The sequence below is a fragment of the Streptomyces sp. NPDC039430 genome (genome assembly GCF_055639435.1).
This window is the reverse complement of sequence record NZ_JBVKAK010000001.1, coordinates 294,922-317,621: the sequence shown is the minus strand read 5'-3', so window position 1 is coordinate 317,621 and position 22,700 is coordinate 294,922. Positions and strand designations below refer to the sequence as shown.

General features: G+C 70.7%; 18 protein-coding genes. 9 read left to right on the top strand and 9 right to left on the bottom strand.

Annotated features, from left to right (window positions below):
• Window positions 1-81 precede the first annotated feature (81 nt).
• The 4 genes from ACZ7LS_RS01335 to ACZ7LS_RS01320 all read left to right on the top strand — a co-directional run bounded on the left by ACZ7LS_RS01335 (window position 82) and on the right by ACZ7LS_RS01320 (window position 4,288).
• Window positions 82-1,413, top strand: a complete 1,332-nt coding sequence (locus ACZ7LS_RS01335) for an MFS transporter (RefSeq protein ID WP_382518686.1) — start codon at window positions 82-84, stop codon at window positions 1,411-1,413.
• A 122-nt stretch (window positions 1,414-1,535) separates the two neighbouring features.
• On the top strand, window positions 1,536-2,279 hold the full coding sequence (locus ACZ7LS_RS01330; protein ID WP_385130157.1) for an SDR family oxidoreductase: 744 nt from the start codon (window positions 1,536-1,538) through the stop codon (window positions 2,277-2,279).
• Between the two features lie 4 nt (window positions 2,280-2,283).
• Entirely contained in the window at window positions 2,284-3,594 is a 1,311-nt protein-coding gene (locus tag ACZ7LS_RS01325) for an aspartate transaminase (protein WP_385130159.1), read from the top strand.
• Window positions 3,595-3,613: 19 nt separating this feature from the next.
• On the top strand, window positions 3,614-4,288 hold the full coding sequence (locus ACZ7LS_RS01320) for a 4-carboxy-4-hydroxy-2-oxoadipate aldolase/oxaloacetate decarboxylase (RefSeq protein ID WP_382518695.1): 675 nt from the start codon (window positions 3,614-3,616) through the stop codon (window positions 4,286-4,288).
• Between the two features lie 76 nt (window positions 4,289-4,364).
• Here the strand turns inward: ACZ7LS_RS01320 and ACZ7LS_RS01315 are convergent, their stop codons facing one another.
• Together ACZ7LS_RS01315 and ACZ7LS_RS01310 are read right to left on the bottom strand one after the other, a co-directional pair.
• Window positions 4,365-5,852, bottom strand: a complete 1,488-nt coding sequence (locus ACZ7LS_RS01315; protein WP_382664107.1) for a multicopper oxidase family protein — start codon at window positions 5,850-5,852, stop codon at window positions 4,365-4,367.
• A gap of 366 nt (window positions 5,853-6,218) precedes the next feature.
• On the bottom strand, window positions 6,219-7,964 hold the full coding sequence (locus tag ACZ7LS_RS01310) for an AMP-binding protein (protein WP_382968162.1): 1,746 nt from the start codon (window positions 7,962-7,964) through the stop codon (window positions 6,219-6,221).
• Between the two features lie 263 nt (window positions 7,965-8,227).
• Here ACZ7LS_RS01310 and oxc point away from each other — a divergent pair, with 263 nt between their 5' ends.
• The gene (oxc, locus tag ACZ7LS_RS01305; protein WP_385130161.1) at window positions 8,228-9,982 is read left to right on the top strand and encodes an oxalyl-CoA decarboxylase; all 1,755 of its coding nucleotides are present in this window, start codon (window positions 8,228-8,230) and stop codon (window positions 9,980-9,982) included.
• A gap of 54 nt (window positions 9,983-10,036) precedes the next feature.
• Window positions 10,037-11,311, top strand: coding sequence for a formyl-CoA transferase (frc, locus tag ACZ7LS_RS01300; RefSeq protein WP_385130163.1), 1,275 nt, complete (start codon window positions 10,037-10,039; stop codon window positions 11,309-11,311).
• Between the two features lie 233 nt (window positions 11,312-11,544).
• Here frc and glnA read toward each other — a convergent pair whose 3' ends face one another.
• Window positions 11,545-12,954 (bottom strand): type I glutamate--ammonia ligase, encoded by a 1,410-nt coding sequence (glnA, locus tag ACZ7LS_RS01295; RefSeq protein ID WP_382518708.1) that lies wholly within the window; start codon window positions 12,952-12,954, stop codon window positions 11,545-11,547.
• A 230-nt stretch (window positions 12,955-13,184) separates the two neighbouring features.
• On the opposite strand from glnA, the gene ACZ7LS_RS01290 reads away from it, so the two are divergent.
• Complete coding sequence (locus tag ACZ7LS_RS01290; RefSeq protein WP_382518711.1) at window positions 13,185-13,652, top strand: RDD family protein; 468 nt, start codon at window positions 13,185-13,187, stop codon at window positions 13,650-13,652.
• Between the two features lie 113 nt (window positions 13,653-13,765).
• Here ACZ7LS_RS01290 and ACZ7LS_RS01285 read toward each other — a convergent pair whose 3' ends face one another.
• From ACZ7LS_RS01285 to lipB, 4 genes are all read right to left on the bottom strand, one after another.
• Complete coding sequence (locus tag ACZ7LS_RS01285) at window positions 13,766-14,467, bottom strand: DUF4191 domain-containing protein (protein ID WP_356507087.1); 702 nt, start codon at window positions 14,465-14,467, stop codon at window positions 13,766-13,768.
• Between the two features lie 10 nt (window positions 14,468-14,477).
• The gene (locus tag ACZ7LS_RS01280; protein ID WP_453641042.1) at window positions 14,478-14,726 is read right to left on the bottom strand and encodes an SCO2195 family GlnR-regulated protein; all 249 of its coding nucleotides are present in this window, start codon (window positions 14,724-14,726) and stop codon (window positions 14,478-14,480) included.
• Window positions 14,727-15,018: 292 nt separating this feature from the next.
• Window positions 15,019-15,984, bottom strand: coding sequence for a lipoyl synthase (gene lipA, locus ACZ7LS_RS01275; RefSeq protein ID WP_365970857.1), 966 nt, complete (start codon window positions 15,982-15,984; stop codon window positions 15,019-15,021).
• A gap of 173 nt (window positions 15,985-16,157) precedes the next feature.
• Window positions 16,158-16,967, bottom strand: a complete 810-nt coding sequence (lipB, locus tag ACZ7LS_RS01270; RefSeq protein WP_382518715.1) for a lipoyl(octanoyl) transferase LipB — start codon at window positions 16,965-16,967, stop codon at window positions 16,158-16,160.
• A 319-nt stretch (window positions 16,968-17,286) separates the two neighbouring features.
• Here lipB and ACZ7LS_RS01265 point away from each other — a divergent pair, with 319 nt between their 5' ends.
• The gene (locus tag ACZ7LS_RS01265; protein WP_382518718.1) at window positions 17,287-18,738 is read left to right on the top strand and encodes a regulator; all 1,452 of its coding nucleotides are present in this window, start codon (window positions 17,287-17,289) and stop codon (window positions 18,736-18,738) included.
• A gap of 108 nt (window positions 18,739-18,846) precedes the next feature.
• On the opposite strand, the gene ACZ7LS_RS01260 is transcribed toward ACZ7LS_RS01265, so the two are convergent.
• Together ACZ7LS_RS01260 and ACZ7LS_RS01255 are read right to left on the bottom strand one after the other, a co-directional pair.
• On the bottom strand, window positions 18,847-20,169 hold the full coding sequence (locus tag ACZ7LS_RS01260; RefSeq protein WP_385136048.1) for an NAD(P)/FAD-dependent oxidoreductase: 1,323 nt from the start codon (window positions 20,167-20,169) through the stop codon (window positions 18,847-18,849).
• Between the two features lie 1,105 nt (window positions 20,170-21,274).
• Window positions 21,275-22,159 carry a TIGR01777 family oxidoreductase gene (locus ACZ7LS_RS01255; RefSeq protein WP_382518723.1) on the bottom strand — a complete coding sequence of 295 codons (885 nt, stop codon included), beginning with the start codon at window positions 22,157-22,159 and terminating at the stop codon, window positions 21,275-21,277.
• Between the two features lie 43 nt (window positions 22,160-22,202).
• On the opposite strand from ACZ7LS_RS01255, the gene ACZ7LS_RS01250 reads away from it, so the two are divergent.
• Window positions 22,203-22,700, top strand: a complete 498-nt coding sequence (locus ACZ7LS_RS01250) for a GNAT family N-acetyltransferase (protein ID WP_382664087.1) — start codon at window positions 22,203-22,205, stop codon at window positions 22,698-22,700.

Here is a 22,700-nt window from a genome sequence, read left to right as displayed (position 1 = left end):
CCCCCATCGCCCGCCCGCCCGCCCGCCCGCACGGAGCCGAACGACCCTCATCCCCAGCCTGCTCGCCCAGACAGGAGAGCCATGAGCACCGTGGCCGCTCAGCCGGCACCCAACCCGGCCAACTCGGTACCCAGCACCGTCGACCCCAGGACAGCCCGGAAGGTCACCCTCGCGGGGTGCGTCGGGATCTTCGCCGAGCTCTACGACAACGGCATCTTCGGCTTCATGGCCGGAACGCTCGCCGCCGTCTTCTTCCCCGGCTCGGAAAACGCCATCCAGCTCGTCTTCCTCGGCTACGCCGTCTCCTTCTTCTTCCGCCCCCTCGGCGGCGTCATCTGCGGCCACCTCGGCGACCGCGTCGGACGTCAGCGGATGCTCGTCTTCGTCATCCTGCTCATCAGCGTCGCCACCGCGGCGATCGGCGTCCTGCCCACCTACGCGAGCATCGGCATCGCGGCGCCCGTCCTGCTGATCCTGCTGCGCGTCGCGCAGGGCTTCTCCGTCGGCGGTGAGGCCGCGGGCGCCATGAGCTTCCTCGCCGAGCACGCCCCGGAGGGCAAGCGGGGCCTCTACACCAGCTACGCGCAGATCGCGTCGTTCCTCTCCCTGCTCACCGGCACGCTGGTCGCCGCCGCCCTGACCAGCGGACTCGGCGCCGAACGCATGGAGTCCTGGGGCTGGCGCATACCGTTCCTGCTCGCCGTCCCGCTCGGTGTCGCCGGCATCTACATCCGCAAGCGCATCAGTGACACGCCGAACTTCACCCGCCTGAAGGAAGAGGGCGGCCTGTCCAAGAACCCCCTCAAGGAGGCGTTCACCTCCGCCGAGCACCGCCGCGCCATGCTGCTGGCCCTGTTCATCCCCCTGATGAACGGCTCCGGGTACTACGTCCTGTTCGGCTACATGCCCACCTTCATGAGCAGCGAGCTGGACTTCGGCAAGGTACAGGGGCTCCTCGTCACCGCCTCCAGCCTGGTCGCCATCTGTATCGCCATCCCGTACATGGGCCGCCTCTCCGACCGCGTCGGCCGCAAGAAGGTCATCGCGGGTGCCGCGATCGCCATGGCCGTCGTCGGCGTACCCAGCTACCTCCTGATCGGCACCGGCAACGTGGCCCTCGCCGTCATCGGCGCCTGTGTCATGGCCGTCGTGTTCGCCGGGCACACCGGCGTCATCCACATCCTGCTCGTCGAGCTCTTCCCCACCCGGGTGCGCTACTCCGCCTACGGCCTGGGTTACAACGTCTCCTCCGCGCTCTTCGGCGGCACGGCGCCCCTGCTGATGACCTACCTCATCGACCGCACGGACAACGTCAACATGCCGGCCTTCTACGCCGTCGTCACCGCCCTCGGCACGCTCATCGCCGTGTCCCGGGTGCGGGACCGTGCCCACCTCCCCCTGCGCGACGCCTGACAGACAGTCAGCCGGACAGCCGGACAGCCGGACAGGCAGCCACCGGACAGGCAGCCACCGGACAGCCGGACAGCCGACGGACATCCGCACCCGCACACCCCCACAGCAAGGAGCACATCAGCATGCCCATCTCCGACTACAGGACGGCCCTCGTCACCGGAGCGTCGACCGGCATCGGAGCCGTGGTCGTCGAGCGACTCGCCAAGCGCGGCCTTGAGGTTCATGCCCTGGCCCGTAACGCCGAACGGCTCGACGCCCTCGCCCTCGCCACCGGCTGCACACCGCACGCCGTCGACATCACCCACACCGAGGCGCTCACGGCCTTGCTGGACGGCCTGGAGATCGACGTCCTCGTCAACAACGCGGGAGTCTCGCGCACGGGCAACATCCTGACCGCCGACGAGTTCGCCGTCGACGAGCAGATCGCCGTCAACATCCAGGCGGTTCTGCACCTGGTGCGGCTGCTCATGCCCGGCATGGCCGAGCGCGACCTCGGCCACATCGTCAACATCAGCTCCATCGCCGGGGTCTACAACTTCGGCGGCAACACCATCTACCACGCCACCAAGTCGGCCGTGCACACACTCTCCCGCCAACTGCGGGTCGACGGCTACGGCCGCAGGATCCGTGTCACCGAGATCTGCCCGGGGCGCGTGGAGACGGAGATCTTCGGCCGGCTGCTCGGCGACATGGAAGAGGCCCAGCGGCAGTTCTACGACGGCTACGAGTCCCTGAAGCCCGAGGACATCGCGGACGCCATCGAGTTCGCCGTCGACTCGCCCCGGCACGTCAACATCGGCCACGTCGAGATCCTGCCCACCTTCCAGGTCCCCGGCGGACTGAACTTCGAACGCCGGGAGGGCTGAGCCGATGAGCAGCCTCCCCGGCCTCCCGGACACCACCGGCCTCCCCAGCACCACCAGCACCACCAGTACCGCCAGCTCCCCCAGCACCACCGGCCTTCCCAGCACCACCGCGGCACGCGTGCGCCGTATCAAGCCCTCGCCCAGCACGGCGGCGGCGCAGCGCGTACGCACACTCAAGAGCCAGGGGCTCACCATCCTCGACCTGACGGTCGGCGAGCCCGACTTCGACACCCCCGATCACGTCAAGGCCGCGGCGATCCGGGCCATCGAGGCGGGGGAGACCAAGTACACACCCGTGAACGGCACCCCGGAACTGCGTGCCGCGATCGCCGGGAAACTCCGTGCACGCCACGGGCTGGAGTGCACCGACGCGCGGATCACGGTCGGCGGCGGTGCCAAGCAGGTCATCTTCCTCGCCCTGATGGCCACTCTGGACGAAGGGGACGAGGTCATCGTTCCCGCCCCGTACTGGGTGTCCTATCCCGACATGGTCCGCGCCAACGACGGCACCCCCGTCATCGTGGACTGTCCCGAGACGGACGGCTTCAAGCTGACCCCGGAGCGGCTCGGCGCTGCGCTCACCGAGCGTACGCGCTGGGTCGTCCTGAACACCCCGGGCAACCCGACCGGGTCCGCCTACACCGTCGGTGAACTCCGCGCGCTCGCCCAGGTGCTGCTGGCACATCCCCGGGTGCGCGTCCTCACCGACGAGATCTACGACGAGATCTGGTACCGCGAGGAGGACGCCCCGTCCCTGGCGGCCGTCGAACCCCGCCTGGCCGACCGGGTGTTCCTCACCAACGGTGTCTCCAAGACGTACGCGATGACCGGGTGGCGCATCGGTTACGGAGTGGGCCCGGCGGACCTGGTGACCGCGATCAACACCCTGCAGTCCCAGACCTCCTCCTGCCCCTCCTCCGTGAGCCAGGCCGCCGCTGCCGCCGCCCTCACGGGACCGCAGGACTTCGTCCGGGAAACCGTGCGGGTCTACCGTGCGCGCCGCGACGCGACCGTGACGTTCCTCAACGACGTTCCCCGGCTCAGCTGCACCGTCCCGGACGGAGGCTTCTACCTCCTGGTGAACTGCCAGGACGCCATCGGGCGGTTCACACCGGGCGGGGAGCGGATACGGAACGACGAGGACTTCGCCCGCCACCTCCTCGACAGCCGGCAGGTGGCGGTGATCCACGGAGCCGCGTACGGCGCCCCCGGCTACTTCCGCATCTCGTTCGCCACCTCCACGGACATCCTCACCGACGCGTGCGCGCGCATCGCGGCCGCCTGCGCCGAACTCTCCTCCGTCACGTACGTCTGAAGTCACCCGAAAGGCCATCATGATCCGCGTCAGCATGAAGTTCGAGCGGCCGGAACCCGCCGCGGTCGAGCGACTGAGCGCCTTCTCCTCGGCGACCATCCACGAGGCACAGGGCCGGCTCGGGGCGCTGGACTCGGTCATCAAGCCGGTCGACCACCGCATGTCCCTGTGCGGCCCCGCCTTCACCGTCCAGTGCGCGCCACGCGACAACCTGATGCTGCAGACCGCCATCGCCTACGCACGCCCCGGGGACGTCGTGGTCGTGTCCGCGGGCGCCTACGAGGAGGCGGGTTCCTTCGGGGACGTACTCGCCAACGCCTGCCAGGCCAAGGGGCTCGGCGGCCTGATCACCGACACGGGTGTCCGGGACACCGAGGACCTGCGGGCCCTGGGATTCCCGGTGTTCTCCCGCGCTGTGTCCATCAAGGGCACGGTCAAGGAGACCGTCGGCCCGATGTGCGAGCCCGTCACCGTCGGCGGCGTACTCGTCCGCCCCGGCGACGTGGTGCGGGGCGACGCCGACGGGGTGGTCGTCGTCCGCCGCGAGGATGTCGCCGAGGCGGCCACCGCGTCACAGCGGCGGGTCGACGCCGAGGCGGGGTACATCGCCGCGTACCGGGCGGGCAGGACGGTCGTCGACATGTGCGGTCTGGAGCCGCTTCTCGCGGCGAAGGGGCTGGTGATCGAGGACTAGGGCGTGTCGCGAGAGTCCCGCCTTGCCTGCGGGCGGACGGCGCTGCTTTCGCAACACGCCCTGGACGGGCAGGGCGTCAGTGTCCGGCGCCCTTCCCGTGGCCCGTGGGCCCGTCGACGATGTTCAGCACGGACATCATGCCCATGTCCTCGTGGTTGAGGATGTGGCAGTGCAGCACGGTCCGCCCGGTGAAGTCCGAGAAGCGGACCCGCAGCACGAGCTTCTGCTTGCGCAGGATGTTCACCGTCTCCTGCCAGGCGTGGGCGGGGTCCACGGCCTTCCCGTTCAGGGACATCACCTGGAAATGGTTGGTGTGCAGATGGAAGGAGTGGTCCTCCTCCGTGTCGTTGCGCACCGTCCACTCCTCGACGGTGTTGAGCCGGGAGACGAAGTCGACGCGCTTCGGGTCGAAGTACTTTCCGTTGATGAAGTACTTCTCGGGGCTGGCCTGCTCCGTGTACACCATCGTCTTGCGGTCCGCGATTCTCGCGTGGGAGAGGTCGACGAAGGGTCCGAAGCGGGACGGGATGCCGGTCCGGGCCACGGGCGCGCCGCCGGTGACGACCGTCGCCAGGTTCACCCGCGGGAAGGTGTTGCCGGCCGGTCCGGTGTCGAACGGCAGTGTCTCCAACTCGGCGGTGCCCGCCCGGTCGGCCTGCACCAGGACGTCGTACCGGGCGGCGGCCGAGACGATCAGTGTCTTCGTGGAGTAGATCTTGTGGACGGGATAGCCGTCCTGGGCGATCACATGGAAGGTGAAGCCCTTGAGGTGCAGCTTGTAGTAGATATTGGCGCCGATGTTGGCGAGCCGCCACAACTGGGTCTCGCCCGGTCGGATACGGATCACCGGGTTCTGCTGGCCGTTGACCGTGCGGTTGGTCTGCGCCTGGATGGACAGCGGATTGATCTTGATCTCGTCGCCCTGGATCTGGTTGTCCTTCAGGGCGATCACATGCTCGGTGACATCGCGCAGGGACGGTGGCAGATACTTCCGCAGCCCGTCGATGACGATGATGCCCGACTCGCCGCCGGCGACCTGCCCGGCCGAGAACATATCGATGTGCGAGTGGTACCAGTACGTGCCCGGCGTGAGGTCCCGCGGCAGCCGGTACGAGTAGTTGTAGGTCGTACCGGGCTTGATGGAGATGAAGATGTCGTCGGCGGGCTGACGCGGCGAGACATGGAGCCCGTGCACATGCAGGTTCGTGTCCGCCCCGACGCCCTGCGACTTCGCCTTGACGCGGTTCACCATGGCGAGTTCGATGCGGTCGCCGGGCCGGGCGCGGAGTGTGGGCGGCATATAGCGGCCGTTGTAGGTCAACGCCCACAGCCGGCGGTCGCCCACCCACACCTTGCGCCGCTCCACCACGACGGTGGTCCGCAGCACCCCATGGTGGCTCACCACCTCCGGCGGATCCTGGAGATCCGCACCTCTGACCTCACGGGCGGCCGCCAACGCGCCGGGCGCCGCCTGCTCGGACGGGGGCGCGTTACAGCCGGACAGCCAGGTCACCGCGAGTGCCAGGCCGACGAAGAACCCGGTCACCTTGGAAAATGAGCGCATGACGGTCTTTCTCTGGGGGTGGCGTGCCATGCTCGCGAAGCCTGAGGACCGCACGAGCCGGACAGGGCGAACTGATGTGCTTTCACGACGAACTGATGTGAGTTCACGCGGGTTTGGGGCGAGCCGCGACAGGCGGTTTCGGCTGCCGGCCGGCGAGAAGAGTGTCTACCGATTCACCATGAGTTGGCATGACTTGCATGGGAGTGTCGGGGTTTGGTGTGAAGGTGAACGCTCAACGAGGCCGCGTGCTCCCGGTTCCGGGGGTGACGCGTGTTCGCGGTTCCGGGAGTGACGACATCGCGGTTCGGGGCAGGGGGGTGACGTCGTACGGGCGCTCGGTGCGCGTACCGCTCCGCTACCGCCTGCTCAGTGCGCGTACCGCTCCGCTACCGCCTGCCGGTCCAGCGCGCCCTTGACGGTGTGCGGCAGCGCGCGGGTGATCTCCAGCCGGTCGGGCACCTCGTACGGCGCCAGCCGGTCCCGGCAGTACGCCAGGATCTGTTCGGCGTCGGGGCCGGCGCCGTCGCGGGTGACCACGGCCGCGCCGACGCGCTGCCCGTACGTGGCGTCCGGAACCGGGTAGACCGCGGCCTCGGCCACGCCGGGGCCGCCGCTCAGCACTTCCTCGACATGCTCGGGGGATATCTTCTCGCCGCCGCGGTTGATGAGGTCTTTGATCCGGCCCGTGAGGACGAGTTCGCCGTCCCTGTCCAGGGAGCCGAGGTCGCCGGTGTGGAACCACCCGTCGGTGAAGCCGCGTGCCGTCTCCGCCGGATCGCCGAGGTAGCCGCGGGTGACCGTGGCGCCGCGTACCCACACTTCCCCCACCGCGCCAGGCGGGCGGTCCTTCCCGTCCGGGCCGACGATCCTCAGGTCCACCCCGGTGGACCGGCCGACCGACCCGCTCTTCCGCGTTCCGCGCCCCGGCGGCCGCTGGCTGGTCGCCTGGTGCGTGGACTCGGTCATCCCGTACGCGGACAGGACCGGCACCCCGAGCGTGCGCTCCAGTGCCCGGCCGGTCGTGGCGCTGAGGGGCGCGCTGCAACTGCGGACGAAGCGCAGCGGCGCCACCCGCGGCCCGGGATACTCGCGCGCCGCCCGCTCCAGCAGGATCTCGTGGATGGTCGGGACGGCGGTGAACCACGTGGCGCCGCCCGCCCGCACGTCGTCCCAGAAGGTGTGCGCCGAGAACCGCCCCTGGGCCGGCAGGAGCACACACCCACCGGTCGCCAGCGGTGCCAGCAGCGCCGCGAGCAGCCCGTGACCGTGGAAGAGGGGCATCACGGCGACCGTCGCGTCGGCGGGCCCCAGCTCGTAGCCGGCGCAGATGCCCCGTACCGACGCCGCGACATTGGCGTGGGTCAGCGGCACCATCTTGGCCCGGTCGGTGGTGCCGGCGGTGAAGAGCACCAGGGCGTCCGCCGCGGAAAGGCTCGACGTGATGCGGGGCGCTGGGTCCGAGGCCGCGTCCGACGCCGTGCGGGGAACTGTGTCCGACGCCGCGTCCGACGCCGTGCGGGGCGCCGCTGTGTCCGCTGCCGTACGCTGCGCCGCGCCCGGGGCGCTGTGCGCCGTGCGGCTCCCGGCATCCGGGGCGTGACCCCCGGTTCCCGGGGCGTGGCCCCGCGTATCCAGGGCGACGTGCACGCGCCCGGCGCGCGGGGTGTCGATCCGCAGGATCCAGCCGGGCACAGCCCCCCACGCGACCGGCACCGCTTCCAGCGCAGGCGCGCCGACCACGACGACCCGCGCCCCCAGGGCCCACAGCCGGGCGGACATCTGGGACTCGGGCAGCGCGGGGTCCAGCGGCGCCACGACCAGCCCGGCCCGCGCCGCGGCGAGCAGCGCGACGACGAACTCCACGGTGTTGCCGCCGGTCAGGGCGATCGCGTCGCCGCGCCGCAGCCCCTCGCGCCCCAGCCGGCCGGCCACCCGCTCGATCAGGCCGTCCAGCGCGCGGTACGTCAGCGGTACCCGGTCCTGGCCGACGACCAGGGCCGGGGCTCCGGGCCGCTCCCGCAGTTGTTCGTCCAGCAGGTCGGCCAGACCGGTGAGCTCCGGGGGCCGGTACGGTTCGGCGCCTGACACGGACGCCGTGGTCGGTATGGACACGGCCACCACCACCTCCTCGCACCAGGCCACTGGTGCCTCTGCCGCTCCCCGAGCCTGCGCCGCTTCCCGAGCCTGCGCCGCTTCCCGAGCCTGCGCCGCTCCCCGAGCTGCGCCGTTCCCGTTCCGGAGCCGCCGCTCATCGGCTCCGAACGGCTGTTCAGGACGGTGAGGGCGGACGACTCCACGGGAGACCAGGCGACATCCCATCGCTAGTGGAAGGATAGGGCCAAAAGGAGTAATTACGACACGGAGGGCATTGGATCATGGCAACCGTTTCCGCGCCCGGCGGCACGGCGACCGCCGGCGCCATGCCCCTCACCGACGGGTTCCACCTGGTCGTCGACGCGCTCAAGCTCAACGATGTGCGGGTCATCTACGGGGTGGTGGGCATCCCCGTCACCGACCTGGCCCGGGTCGCGCAGGCCTCGGGCATCCGCTATATCGGCTTCCGCCACGAGAGCGACGCGGGCCACGCCGCCGCGGCGGCCGGCTTCCTGACCAAACGGCCGGGCATCGCCCTGACCGTATCCGCCCCCGGCTTCCTCAACGGGCTGGTGGCGCTCGCGGACGCCACCACGAACTGCTTCCCGATGGTCCAGATCTCCGGGTCGAGCGAGCGGCACATCGTCGACCTCAAGCAGGGCGACTACGAGGAACTCGACCAGCTGGCCGCGGCCAAACCGTTCGCCAAGGCCGCCTACCGGGTGGACCGGGTCGAGGACATCGGCCGCGGCGTCGCCCGTGCGATCCGTACCGCGATCTCCGGCCGCCCCGGCGGCGTGTACCTCGACATCCCCGCCGCGGTGCTCGGCGAAGTCGTGGACGCCGCGACGGGCGCGGCCTCGCTGTGGCGCGTCGTCGATCCGGCGCCGCGTCAACTGCCCGCGCCCGAGGCGGTGGACCAGGCGATCGAGCTGCTGGCCGGCGCCGAACGGCCGCTGGCGGTGCTCGGCAAGGGCGCCGCGTACGCCCAGGCGGACCAGCGGATCCGGGAGTTCATCGAGACCACCGGCCTGCCGTTCCTGCCCATGTCGATGGCCAAGGGCCTGCTGCCCGACGACCACCCGCAGTCGGCCGCCGCCGCCCGCTCGCTGGCGCTGCGCCGGGCTGATGTCGTGATGCTCGTCGGCGCGCGGCTGAACTGGCTTCTGGCCCACGGCGAACCACCGCACTGGAACCCCGACGCGAAGTTCATCCAGGTCGACATCGAGCCCACCGAGCTGGACAGCAACCAGCCCATCGCGGCCCCGCTGGTCGGAGACATCGGATCGGTGATGGAGGCACTCGTCGAGCGGGCCAAGCCCGGCCGGATACAGGTCGCCGCGCGGTGGCGGCAGGAGCTCGGCGAGCGCTCGGCGCACAACGCCGCCAAGATGGCGGAGCACCTCGACGCCGACCCGCACCCGATGCAGTTCTACGGCGCGCTGCGGGCGATACGTGACGTGCTGCACGAGCACCCCCGTGCCTACGTCGTCAACGAAGGGGCGAACGCGCTCGACTTCGCGCGCAACGTGCTCGGCATGCAGCAGCCGCGCCACCGGCTGGACAGTGGCACCTGGGGCGTCATGGGGGTCGGCATGGGATACGCGATCGCCGCCGCCGTCGAGAGCGGCGACCCCGTCGTGGCGGTCGAGGGCGACAGCGCCTTCGGCTTCGACGGCATGGAGCTGGAGACGATATGCCGCTACCGGCTGCCCGTCGTCGTCGTCATCCTCAACAACGGCGGCGTCTACCGCGGCGACGGCACCAACGCCGCCTCCGCCGATCCGTCCCCGACCACCCTGATGCTCCACGCCCACCACGACCGTCTGATCGAGGCGTTCGGCGGCAAGGGCTACCACGCGACCACGCCCGCCGAGTTGACGACCGCCCTCACCGAGGCACTGGCCTCCGGCGGTCCGGCCCTCATCGACTGCGTGATCGACCCCACCGCCGGCACCGAGAGCGGCCACCTCACCAACCTCAACCCGCAGGGAGTCACGGCCCCCGCCCCCGAGGCCCCGGCGAAGAAGAAGTGAGCGCGCCCGGCGGCGGCCCGCTCGTACCGCCCACCTCCCGGAAGGGAACGCACCATGACTGACCAGTCGCAGAGTACTGACCTGCCACTCACCGGGATCAGGGTGATCGACTTCTCCGGCGTCCAGGCGGGCCCGGCATGCTCCCAGATGCTCGCCTGGTTCGGGGCGGACCTGCTGAAGGTGGAGCGGGTCAACGGCGGTGACGTGACCCGTCACCAACTGCGCGACATCCCCGACGCCGACGCGCTGTACTTCACCATGCTCAACAGCAACAAGCGTTCCCTCGCGATCAACACCAAGACCCCTGAGGGCAAGGAGGTCATGGAGAAGCTGATCGGTGAGGCCGACGTGCTGGTCGAGAACTTCGCACCCGGCGCCATGGACCGCATGGGACTGCCCTGGGAACACATCCAGGAGCTCAACCCACGCCTGATCTACGGCTCCGTCAAGGGCTTCAACGACGACTCGCCGTGGTCCGACATCAAGGTCTACGAGAACGTGGCACAGGCCGCCGGCGGCGCCGCCTCCACCACCGGGTTCTGGGACGGCCCGCCGACGGTCAGCGCCGCGGCCCTCGGCGACAGCAACACCGGGATGCACCTGCTGATCGGCATCCTCACCGCGCTGCTGGCCCGCGAGAGGACCGGAAAGGGCCAGAAGGTGTCGGTGTCGATGCAGGACGCCGTACTCAACCTGTGCCGGGTCAAGCTGCGCGACCAGCAGCGCCTTGAGAAGGTCGGCTACCTTGAGGAGTACCCGCAGTACCCGAACGGCACGTTCACCGACGTGGTGCCGCGCGGCGGCAACGCGGGCGGCGGCGGCCAGCCCGGCTGGGTACTCAAGTGCAAGGGCTGGAAGACCGACCCCAACGCCTACATCTACTTCACCATCCAGGAACAGGACTGGGAACAGACCTGCCAGGCGCTCGGCCGGCCCGAATGGATCGACGACCCGGCCTACAAGACCGCCGAGGCCCGCCAGCCGCACCTCTTCGACATCTTCGCCGACATCGAGAAATGGCTGGCCGACAAGACCAAGTACGAGGCGGTCGACATCCTCCGCACGTTCGGCATCCCCTGCGCACCGGTGCTCAGCATGAAGGAAGTCGCCTACGACCCCGCGCTGCGCCGCAGCGGCACGATCGTCGAGGTCGACCAGCCCGAGCGCGGCACGTATCTCACGGTCGGCAGCCCGATCAAATTCTCCACCTTCGCCCCCACGATCACCGCGGCCCCACTGCTCGGCGAACACACCGACGAAGTCCTCACGGAACTGGGCTACGACGCCGACGACATCGCCAAGATGCACGCCAACCAGGTCGTCGTCTGACGCACACCAGCCGTCGTCTGACGCAGGGGCCACACACGAGCCAACGAGGGCCGCCACCTCTGGACTATGAGGTAGCGGCCCTCGTTGCGGTTCTGACACCAAGTCAGGGTGTGGGTCGGGCGATGCACACTCGGCGCACACGGGGCGGAAAACAGCTGGGAACTAATGAAGAGAGTTCTTGCAGTTCACAGCCAGTTTCCTGAGCTTCGGCCCAGGCTGCCCGGCCCCGCCTTCTAGATGTCGAAGTACAGCTCGAACTCGTGCGGGTGCGGGCGCAGCTGGATCGGGGCGATTTCCTTCGTGCGCTTGTAGTCGATCCACGTCTCGATCAGGTCCGACGTGAAGACGCCGCCGGCCTGGAGGTACTCGTTGTCCGCCTCCAGGGCCTCCAGGACCGCCGGGAGGGACGTCGGGACCTGGGGGACGCCCGCGTGCTCCTCGGGGGCGAGTTCGTAGAGGTCCTTGTCGATCGGCTCGGCCGGCTCGATCTTGTTCTTGATGCCGTCCAGGCCGGCGAGGAGGAGGGCCGAGAAGGCGAGGTACGGGTTCGAGGACGGGTCCGGGGCGCGGAATTCGACGCGCTTGGCCTTCGGGTTCGAGCCCGTGATCGGGATGCGCATGGCCGCCGAGCGGTTGCGCTGCGAGTAGACCAGGTTGACCGGGGCCTCGAAGCCGGGGACCAGGCGGTGGTACGAGTTCACCGTCGGGTTGGTGAAGGCCAGCAGCGACGGGGCGTGCTTGAGGATGCCGCCGATGTAGTAGCGGGCGGTGTCCGAGAGGCCCGCGTAGCCCTGCTCGTCGTAGAAGAGCGGGGTGCCGCCCTGCCACAGGGACTGGTGGACGTGCATGCCGGAGCCGTTGTCACCGAAGATCGGCTTGGGCATGAAGGTCGCGGTCTTGCCGTTGCGCCAGGCGACGTTCTTCACGATGTACTTGAAGAGCATCAGGTCGTCTGCCGCGGCGAGCAGCGTGTTGAACTTGTAGTTGATCTCCGCCTGGCCGGCCGTGCCGACCTCGTGGTGCTGGCGCTCGACCTGGAGGCCGGACGCCTCCAGCTCCAGGGAGATCTCGGCGCGCAGGTCGGCGAAGTGGTCGACCGGCGGGGCCGGGAAGTAGCCGCCCTTGTAGCGGACCTTGTAGCCGCGGTTGTCCTCGATCGCACCGGTGTTCCAGGCGCCGGCCTCGGAGTCGATGTGGTAGAAGCCCTCGTTCGCGGTGGTGTTGAAACGCACGCTGTCGAAGACGTAGAACTCGGCCTCGGGGCCGAAGTACGCGGTGTCCGCGATGCCGGTGGAGGCGAGGTACGCCTCGGCCTTCTTGGCGATGTTGCGCGGGTCGCGGCTGTACTGCTCGCCCGTGATCGGGTCGTGGATGAAGAAGTTGATGTTCAGCGTCTTGTCACGGCGGAAGGCGTCGACACGGGCCGTCGACAGGTCCGCGCGCAGCGCCATGTCCGACTCGTGGATGGCCTGGAAGCCGCGGATCGACGAGCCGTCGAAGGCCAGCTCCTCGGCTGGATCGAACGCCTTCGCCGGGATCGTGAAGTGCTGCATCACGCCAGGAAGGTCGCAGAAACGGACGTCGACGAACTTGACGTCCTCGTCCGCGATGAACTTCTTGGCCTCGTCGGCGTTCTGGAACATCCAGCTCCTCCTCCTCCCGACCCGGGGAGGGGCGGGGGTTATCGGTCGTGCGGCCAGTGCGGTGGCACACGCTGGACCCGACCATAGGTTTCCGGGATTTCTCCAGCATGACCCATTTGTTTCGCCGAAGTTAACCAGCCCGGGTGCGCGCCGGGGCGTACGGCGCCTACGTCGACACCCGCGTACCCCCCGTTCCCGGGGCCGAAAACAGGTCGCAGTACCGTGGACGGGTGGACAACAGGCAAGCAATCGGATCGTGGCTTTCCGGACCGCGCGCGGCAGCCGAGGACATGGGTGTCGACTTCGGCTACCGGGGTGAGCGGCTCGGTCTGCCGGAGCACGGACCGGGCTCCGTCGCCCCGCTCGGCCGGCGCTTCGGCGCCCTCCTCACCGACTGGGCGCTCTGCCTGCTGATCGCATACGGGCTGCTCGCCCGGGGTGACTGGCAGGCATCGGGCAACTGGGCCCTGGGCGTCCTTCTCGTACTCAGCGTGCTCACCCTCGGTACGGTCGGCTTCACACCCGGCAAGCGCCTGTTCGGCCTGCGGGTCATCACCGAGAGCGGCGAGCGGATCGGGTTCGGCCGCGCGCTCGTACGCAGCGTCCTGCTCTGCCTGGCCATCCCCGCGCTGATCTGGGACCGCGACGCGCGCGGGCTCCACGACCGCCTCGCCCGCGCCGTACAGGTGCGGATGTAGCCCCTGGCGGCCCTTGGGGGCAGCGGCCAGAGACAAAGAAGAGAGAGGGCGGTCCGGAACTCGCGTTCCGGACCGCCCTCTTGAATGTCTGCCGACCCTCGTGCGCGCGGAGATCAGCGCGGCTTTCCGCCGCCCTTCGGCATCCGCATGCCCTTCGGCATCGGCCCCTTCGGCAGCGGCATATTGCTCATCAGGTCACCCATCGCCCGCAGCCGGTCGTTGGCCGCCGTCACCTGCGGGCCCGCCAGCACCCGGGGCAGCTTCAGCATCGTCGTACGGACCTTCTTCAGCGGCACCTGGCCCTCGCCGTCACCGACGATGATGTCGTGCACCGGCACGTCCACCACGATGCGCGCCATCCGCTTCTTCTCGGCCGCCAGCAGCCCCTTCACCCGGTTCGGGTTGCCCTCGCCCACCAGCACGATGCCCGCCTTGCCGACGGCCCGGTGGACGACGTCCTGGTTGCGGTTCATCGCCACCGCGGGCGTGGTCGTCCAGCCGCGTCCGACGTTCTCCAGGACGGCCGCCGCCGCTCCCGGCTGGCCCTCCATCTGCCCGAAGGCGGCTCGCTCGGCGCGGCGGCCGAAGATGATCGCCATCGCGAGGAACGCCAGGATGAAGCCCAGGATGCCCAGATAGATGGGGTGGTTGATCAAGAAGCCGACCGCGAGGAAGACACCGAAGGTGACGATTCCCACACCAGCGACGACAAGACCGACCTTCGAGTCGGCCCGCCGGGTCATCTTGTAGGTAAGGGCGATCTGCTTCAGTCGCCCCGGGTTCGCAGCAGTGTCTGCGTTTTCCTTCCTCGCCATGCCCAGAAGTTTACGTGGCGTGGGAAGTGGCCTCCGACACCGCCTCCAGTACATGCTCCGCCTCGACCCGGTCCTTGGCCCTGCGGCGGTCCTCCAGCACGGCCGTCCAGGCGTTGCGGCGGGCCGTGCGCTGGCCGCCGCTCAGGAGCAGGGACTCCACGGCGCGCAGGGCGGTGGAGACGGAGGGCAGCACCATGCGGGTGCGTGGGGTGGCTGCCGCCACCACTTCGGAGACGGGTCGTACCGGCGCGACCTGCATGGCGGCGGTCCCTTCAGGAGCGGTGAAGGTGAACGTGAACGTAGAGGCGAAGACGCGGACACCTGTACGCGGAACGTGCATTCAGGGTCACGCACTGGTGTTACCAGTGCGTGACCGACCGGTCAAACGCGAATGAAACCCTGACGTGCCCCCCGGACCGCCCCCGGACACACCGACGCGGCTCGTACACCCCATGACCTGCGGGGGAGTACGAGCCGCGCGGCGCATCGTCTCTACTGCCTGGTAGCCACTTGTGCTCGGATTCACACAGCCTGGCCGAGGCCCGGATCCCTTATCCGGCCTGGGCGGTGACCGCCGCGCCGCGCCGCTCCATCGCCTGCTGGTACAGCCGGCCCGCGCGGTACGACGACCGCACCAGCGGTCCCGACATCACACCCGAGAAGCCGATCTCCTCGGCCTCGTCCTTCAGTTCCACGAACTCGTGCGGCTTCACCCAGCGTTCGACCGGATGGTGTCGTACGGACGGACGCAGATACTGCGTGATCGTGATCAGCTCGCAGCCCGCCTCGTGCAGCTGCCGGAGCGCCTCACTGACCTCGGCGCGCTCCTCGCCCATCCCCAGGATCAGATTGGACTTGGTGATCAGTCCCGCCTCACGGGCGCGCGTGATCACTTCGAGGGAGCGCTCGTACCGGAATCCGGGGCGGATCCGCTTGAAGATCCGCGGCACCGTCTCGACATTGTGCGCGAGCACCTCGGGGCGGGAGGAGAAGACCTCGGCCAGCTGCTCCGGCACGGCGTTGAAGTCCGGCACGAGCAGCTCGACCTTGGTGGCGCCGCTCTCGCGGCCCGCCGTCTGCGCGTGGATCTGGCGCACGGTCTCCGCGTACAGCCAGGCGCCGCCGTCCTCCAGGTCGTCGCGCGCGACGCCGGTGATCGTGGCGTAGTTCAGGTCCATCGTGACGACGGACTCACCCACGCGGCGCGGCTCGTCGCGGTCCAGCGCCTCGGGCTTGCCCGTGTCGATCTGGCAGAAGTCACAACGCCGGGTGCACTGGTCACCGCCGATGAGGAAGGTCGCCTCGCGGTCCTCCCAGCACTCGAAGATGTTCGGACAGCCCGCCTCCTGGCAGACCGTGTGCAGCCCCTCGCTCTTCACGAGGTTCTGCAGCTGCTTGTACTCGGGACCCATTTTCGCCCGGGTCTTGATCCACTCGGGCTTGCGCTCGATGGGGGTCTGGCTGTTCCGGACCTCCAGGCGCAGCATCTTGCGTCCGTCGGGTGCGACAGCGGACACGTCCGGCACCTCTCTCTGCTGGCGCGGCATTCGATTCTTCGGCGAACACCAGGTTACGCCCGATATTTGTGCGGCATTACGTCTGGCCAACCCGTGGCCAGAGGGACACATTCCCCCGGTCGGCCCAGGGAAGGGAACGGACCGGAACGGAAGCGGAAGGGAACGGACGGAGCCTAGGCGCTCGCGCGCTCGCTCTCCCGCTCGATCTCGCGCGGCTTGGGCTCCGCGTGGTCCAGTACGTCCCGCAGATGCCTCTCCACCACCGGGACGACCTCCTCCACCGTGATGTCCCGGCCCAGTTCGTACGCCAGGGAGGTGACGCCCGCGTCCCGGATCCCGCACGGCACGATCCGGTCGAACCAGGTGTTGTCCGGGTTCACATTGAACGAGAAGCCGTGCATGGTCACGCCCTTGGCGACCCGGATACCGATCGCCGCCAGCTTGCGGTCCTCCCGGCGCTGGCCCGCGTTGGACGGCGCGTACTCCGGGCCGTTCAGCCGCGGGTCGAACTCCTCGTCCGCCACCCGGGGATCGAAGTCCAGCGAGAGCCCGCCCACGGCCGGCCGCTCCGCCAGCGGATCCCCGAGCACCCACACCCCGCTGCGGCCCTCGACCCGGGACGTCTCCAGGCCGAACTCGGCGGCCGTACGGATCAGCGCCTCTTCGAGCCGGCGGACATGCGCCACGACATCCACCGGGCGCGGCAGCTTCAGGATCGGGTAGCCCACCAGCTGGCCGGGGCCGTGCCAGGTGATCCTCCCGCCACGGTCCACATCGACGACGGGGGTGCCGTCCAGCGGGCGTTCGTTGTCCGCCGTACGCCGTCCGGCCGTATAGACCGGCGGGTGCTCAAGCAGCAGACAGGTGTCGGGGATCTCGTCCGCGAAGCGGGCCGCGTGTACCCGGCGCTGCTCCTGCCATGCCTCCTGGTACTCGACGGACTCCGCGCCGAATCCCAGGCGGATGTACCGCAGCTCACTCACGGCAGTGCCTCCTTCGGAACCTTCACCGTGCACGTATCGCGCCCTCGCCACTGTACGGCGGGCCCTCGGCGGTGAGCCGGGCAGGTGCTTCCGGGCGCCTTCCACGCACCTCCCACCGGGCTCCCACCGGGCCTCCGGCGGGCCGCCCACGCGACCCCTGCCACCCCGCCGCCGCCCGCTTGTCAGCAACGCCATCGATCCTCACACGAACGGATGAATATGGGGCGAAGCTGCCGGTGAAACCGGTCACTGCTACTAAATTCGCGCCGTTCCATGAGGGCTGCTCCCCGGGCCCGGAAGGCAGGAGACCGTACAGCTGATGTCGGAACGACCTCCGCAGCGCATCCCCAACCGCCAGCTCGCCGCGCTCATCTCAGAAGCCGGTTTCTCCCACGCAGGTCTCGCCCGCCGGGTGGATCAGCTCGGTCTGGAGCACGGCCTCGATCTGCGGTACGACAAGACGTCGGTGACGCGCTGGCTGCGCGGACAGCAACCACGCGGCACCACCCCCGCACTGATCGCCGAGGTCTTCACGCGCCGGCTCGGCCGCCGGCTCTCCGCCCAGGATCTCGGCCTGGACGCCTGCGCGCCCGTCTACGCGGGCCTCGAATTCGCGTCCACCCCCGAGGAAGCCGTCGACATCGTCGGCGGACTCTGGCGCAAGGACTCCGGCAGCCACAGCGAACTGCGCAAGATCGCGTTCACCCCGGCCGGCCTCGTCGTCCCCAGCCGCGACTGGCTGATCGGGCGCCCCGACGAGCGAGTGGCCCACCCGCCGGCCGTCCCGCAGAACGGCACCCGCGTGCCCACCCAGGGGAGGCCCGCGTCCCCGGCCGTCCCCCGGCAGCGCACCGAACGCGCGGCCGGCCAGCGGGTCACCGCGGGGGACATCGAGGCCCTGCGCTCGGTCGGTGACCTCTTCCGCACCCTCGACCACGCCTACGGCGGCGGCCACGCCCGGCAGGCGCTCGTCCGCTATCTGGAGCACGAGGCCGAGCCGATGCTGCGCGGCCTGTACGGGGAGACCACCGGGCGCAGACTCTTCGCCGCCGCGGCCGATCTGACCCGCCTCGCGGGCTGGACCTCGTACGACATCGCCGCCCACGGCCTCGCCCAGCGCTACTTCGTCCAGGCCCTGCGGCTCTCCCAGGCGGCGGGTGACCGCGCGTACGGTTCATACGTCCTGACCACCATGAGCCGCCAGGCGGTCTACCTCGGCCACGGCCGGGAAGCCGTCCAGCTCGCCCGCGTCGCCCAGCAGGGCATCGGCGCGTCCGCGCCCCCGGTCGTCCAGGCGCTGCTGCACTCCGCCGAGGCCCGGGGGCATGGAGTCCTCAGCGAGGTACGGGCCTGTACGGCCTCACTCGTACGGGCGGAACGCGCCCTGGAGGCGGCACGCCCCGGCGACGACGTACCGCACTGGGCCCGGTTCTTCGACGAGGCGCAGCTCGCCGACGAGTTCGGGCACTGCCACCGCGATCTCCAGCAGTACCGCGCCGCCGTGCAGCACGCCGAACGCTCGCTCCAGCTGCGCTCCCCGGCGTTCGCGCGCAGCCGTCTCTTCTGCCGCGTCGTGCTCGCCTGCGGCCGGCTGGGCCTCGGCGAGCTCGACCAGGCGTGCCTGCTGGGCGCGGAGGCGGCGCAGGCGGCCACCGAGATGCGCTCGGCGCGCGCCGTGGAGTACGTACGGGACTTCGAACGACGGCTGGAGCCGTACCGGGACGCGGCGGCCGTACGGAACTACCGCGACCGCGTCGCGGCGCTGGGCTGAACGGGGCAGCGCCCGACGGGAGTTGAGCCGGTCCCGTCCGAGGTGAGTCGGCGCCCGGACGGGACCGGAGCCTTCGCGGTGCGCGGGCACGGGCGCGCGCCGGCCGGACTACGCCACCGCCGGCAGTCGCACCGGCCCGTACGCGGGGCGCACGCCCAGGTCGCGCAGGACCGCGTGAGCGGCGCGCCGGCCCGAGAACAGCGCGCCTTGGACCGTGTTCGTGTCGCGGTGATCCCCGCACACGTACAGCCCCGACAACAGCCGGACCGGGCGCCGCAGATCGTGCGGCGGGGGCATCGCGGGCACCGCTTCCGGGTCGTGGTGGACGGCCAGCAGCTCCCAGTCGTCGGTCGGCGTCCCGTACAGCCGCGCGAGCTGCGCACGGACCGTACGGTCGAGAACCGCGGCCGGGGGAGGGGGCCCCAGCACCGACGACGAGATCAGCACACGGCCCTCCGGCGCGCGCGACGGGTCGACCGCGCTCATCACCGCCGTGTGCGCCACCGGTCCGCTCCGGTCGGCGTCCAGCAGCAGCGCCGGATCGGCCAACGGGGCGGTCGGCGCGGTGTGGTGAAGCACCGTCACCGCGTGGAAGTCCGGCACCCGCAGCCCCGGCAGCAGCTCGGCCGCGGCCCGCGCGCCGGTCGCCACCACGAGCGAGCGGCAGGTGATCTCGCCGTGCTCCTTGGTGGTGACACCGGAGATCGACGCGTCCGTGACACACACATCCGTACGGACCGTGCCCTCCGGCAGCGTCCGCGCCAGCAGGTCGGGCAGTACGGAGGAACCGCCCGCGGTGACACACAGCCTGCCCCGGGCGAACGCGCGCAGCGCGAGGTCCGCGCACCGGCTCGACGTGGTCAGCTCCGGATCGCAGAGCAGCGCGGACAGCAACGGACGGACAAAGGCGTTGACGGTACGTACGGGCAGACCGCGGACCGACAGGGCCTCCAGCGCGGTGCGTTCGGGACGGGCCAGCAGCCGGGTGGTCGGCGTCGCCGCGAGACGCGCCAGGGCCGCGCCGAGCCGGGCCTGATCGACCGCGCCGCCGAGCGGGGGGCGGGGGGCGCTCGCCAGGGCGCGTGCCACTGTCAGTGCGCTCCGCGCGCTCCCTACGGCACCGGTCCGATAGTTCCGCCCGTCGCTGTGCACGACCACACCCGGCGAGAACATCCGCAGGGCGGCGCCCTCCAGACCCGGCGTGCGGAGCAGCTCCGGATACGAGGTGGTGAGCAGCCGCCCACCCCGGTCGAGGCGGAAGCCGTCGACCCGGTCGGTGGCCATGCGGCCGCCGACATGGGGGGCGGCCTCCAGGACGCTGACTCTCACCCCGGCGCTGGTCAGATGATGAGCCGCGGCGAGGCCGGCGAGACCGGCTCCGATGATGACGACGTCTGCGTGGTGCGCGGTGCTGAGTGCGGTGCTGAGCACGTGCCCCTCCCCGAGGTCGGCGCGGATGGGTCGAGAGTAGGGAGGGAGGGGGGGCGGTGGCGTCCGCGCGCGGTGGGGGTCACCGATGCATGGGGGGCGGTCGCCGGGTCGCGGTCTCGTGCGGCTGGGGGCGGGAGCCGGGGCCTCCGGGGGCGCATGTCCGGACGGCACGCTGTGTCTTCCCGGGGGACACCCCCGGACCCCCGTACGGCGCGACTCCGGCCGGTCGATGGTTCGGGCGTCCGCGCGCCACACATCACGCTTTAGTGTCCGGACACGCACCTCCTGCGCCCCGCCCCCTCCCGCCGGTGGGCCCGCGCAACCCGCCGACCTGGTGAGGGTGTGGGGTCGGGTGCGGCCCGCCGGCCCCGGCCAATCGCCGTCCCGGTCGGCCCCACCACTCGCCCCCGGGCGCTGCCGCGCCCCTACCCGCCCCCGCGCACGGCCGGGTACGGGAGTGTGCCGCCGCCTCCCCCGCCCGCCCCCGCGCACGGCCGCGCCAGTCCGTGACGGGCGGTGAAGGGGGGCGCGCAGGGGTCGTGTCCGGGACGTAGAGCGTGATGTGTGGCGCGCGGACGCCCGAACCATCGTCAGGGCAGCTGCGCGCCGTACATCATGCAGTCCCGGGCGCGAGGCCCGGAGCGACCACCGGCGACAACCCGCACCGCACCACCGGCCCCGGCCAAAACGCACCCCCGGAAAACGCCCCGGCCGAAGTCGCGTCGGCCTCAGCCGAACCGCGTGGCGGACAGCGCCCCGCGCCGGACGGCGCACCGCGCCACTCGGCGGCAACCCGCACGCGACCACCGGCCCGAGCCGAAACGGACCCCCGGGACAACGCTCCGGCCGAAGTCGCGTCGGCCTCAGCCGAACCGCGTCGCGGACAGCGCCCCCGCTGGACGGCGCACCGCGCCACTCGGCGGCAACCCGCACGCGACCACCGGGCCGAGCCGAAACGGACCCCCGGGACAACGCTCCGGCCGAAGTCGCGTCGGCCTCAGCCGAACCGCGTCGCGGACAGCGCCCCCGCGCCGGACGGCGCACCGCGCCACCCGGCGGCAACCCGCACCCGACCACCGGCCCGAGCCGAAACGGACCCCCGGACCTACGCCACCCGCACCGCCTCCTCAATCGTGGGGAACGCGAACCTGAAGCCCGACTCCAGCAGCCGCGTCGGCACCACCCGTTGGCTCCCCAGGACCTCCGCCGACAGCTCGCCCAGCGCTACCCGCAGCGCCACCGCCGGGACCGGGAACGGCGTCCGGCGGTGCAGTACGCGCCCCATCGTCGCCGTGATCTCGCTGTTCGTGACCGGTTCCGGCGCGGTGAGGTTCACCGGGCCCTCCAGGGTCTCCGTGTCGATCAGGTGCCGCAGCGCGGCCACCTCGTCGTGCAGCGCGATGAAGCTCCAGTACTGGCGCCCCGAGCCGAGCCGCCCGCCCAGGCCCGCCCGGAACAGCGGGAAGAGCCGGCCCCAGGATCCGCCCCCGCGCGCGACCACGAGGCCCGTGCGCGCGAACACCGTGCGTACGCCCGCCTCTTCCGCCGCCAGGGCCGCCTCCTCCCACTCCACGCAGAGCGAGGGGAGGAACCCGTCGCCCGGAGGCGCGCTCTCGTCCACCTTGCGGTCTCCGGTCTCGCCGTAGAAGCCGATGGCGGACCCGCACACGAGCACCCGTGGCGGCTGGTCCAGGGTGGCGACGGTCTCCGCGATCGTGGCGGTGCCGAGGATTCGGCTGTCGCGGAGTTCCTTCTTGTACGCCTCGGTCCAGCGGCGGTCGCCGATGCCGGCTCCGGCGAGATGGACCACGGCGTCGCAGCCGTTGAGGCGGTGGCCGTCGACCCGCTGCCGCAGTGGGTCCCACTCGACCTCGTCGGCCGTCCGGACGGGGCGCCGTACCAGGCGGACCACCTCGTGGCCGTCGGCGCGAAGGGAGCGTGCGAGTGCCGTACCGATGAGCCCGGTGGAACCGGTGATCGCGATCCTCATGGGCCCATCCTGCCCGGGGAACGCCCCATGGCACAGTTGCGCCATGTCTGACGCACAGATACGTCCCGCACTCCCTTCCGACGACGGTGTCCTGGGCGAGCTCGACCGGGTGACCTGGTCGTCGCTGCACGCGGTGTCGCCCCGGCCGCAGCCGCCGTACGGTCCGTTCTTCGACGAGCGGCACCGGCCCGAGGACTTCCTGGTCGCCGAGGTCGACGACGAGCGGATCGCCGGCTACATACGGGTGGTGCGGCCCACGCCGCTCGCCAGCAACGCGCATGTACGGCAGATCCAGGGGCTCGCGGTCCACGAGTGGGCGCGCGGGCGCGGGGTGGCGCGTGCGCTGCTGCGCGCGGCGGCGCTGCACGCGCGCAACCAGGGCGCACGGAGGCTCACGCTGCGCGTGCTGGGACACAACACGCCGGCTCGGGCGCTGTACGAGAAGGAGGGCTATGTCGTCGAGGGGGTACTGCCCGGGGAGTTCTGTCTCGACGGCGCGTACGTGGACGATGTGCTGATGGCCATCTCGCTGACGGACTGA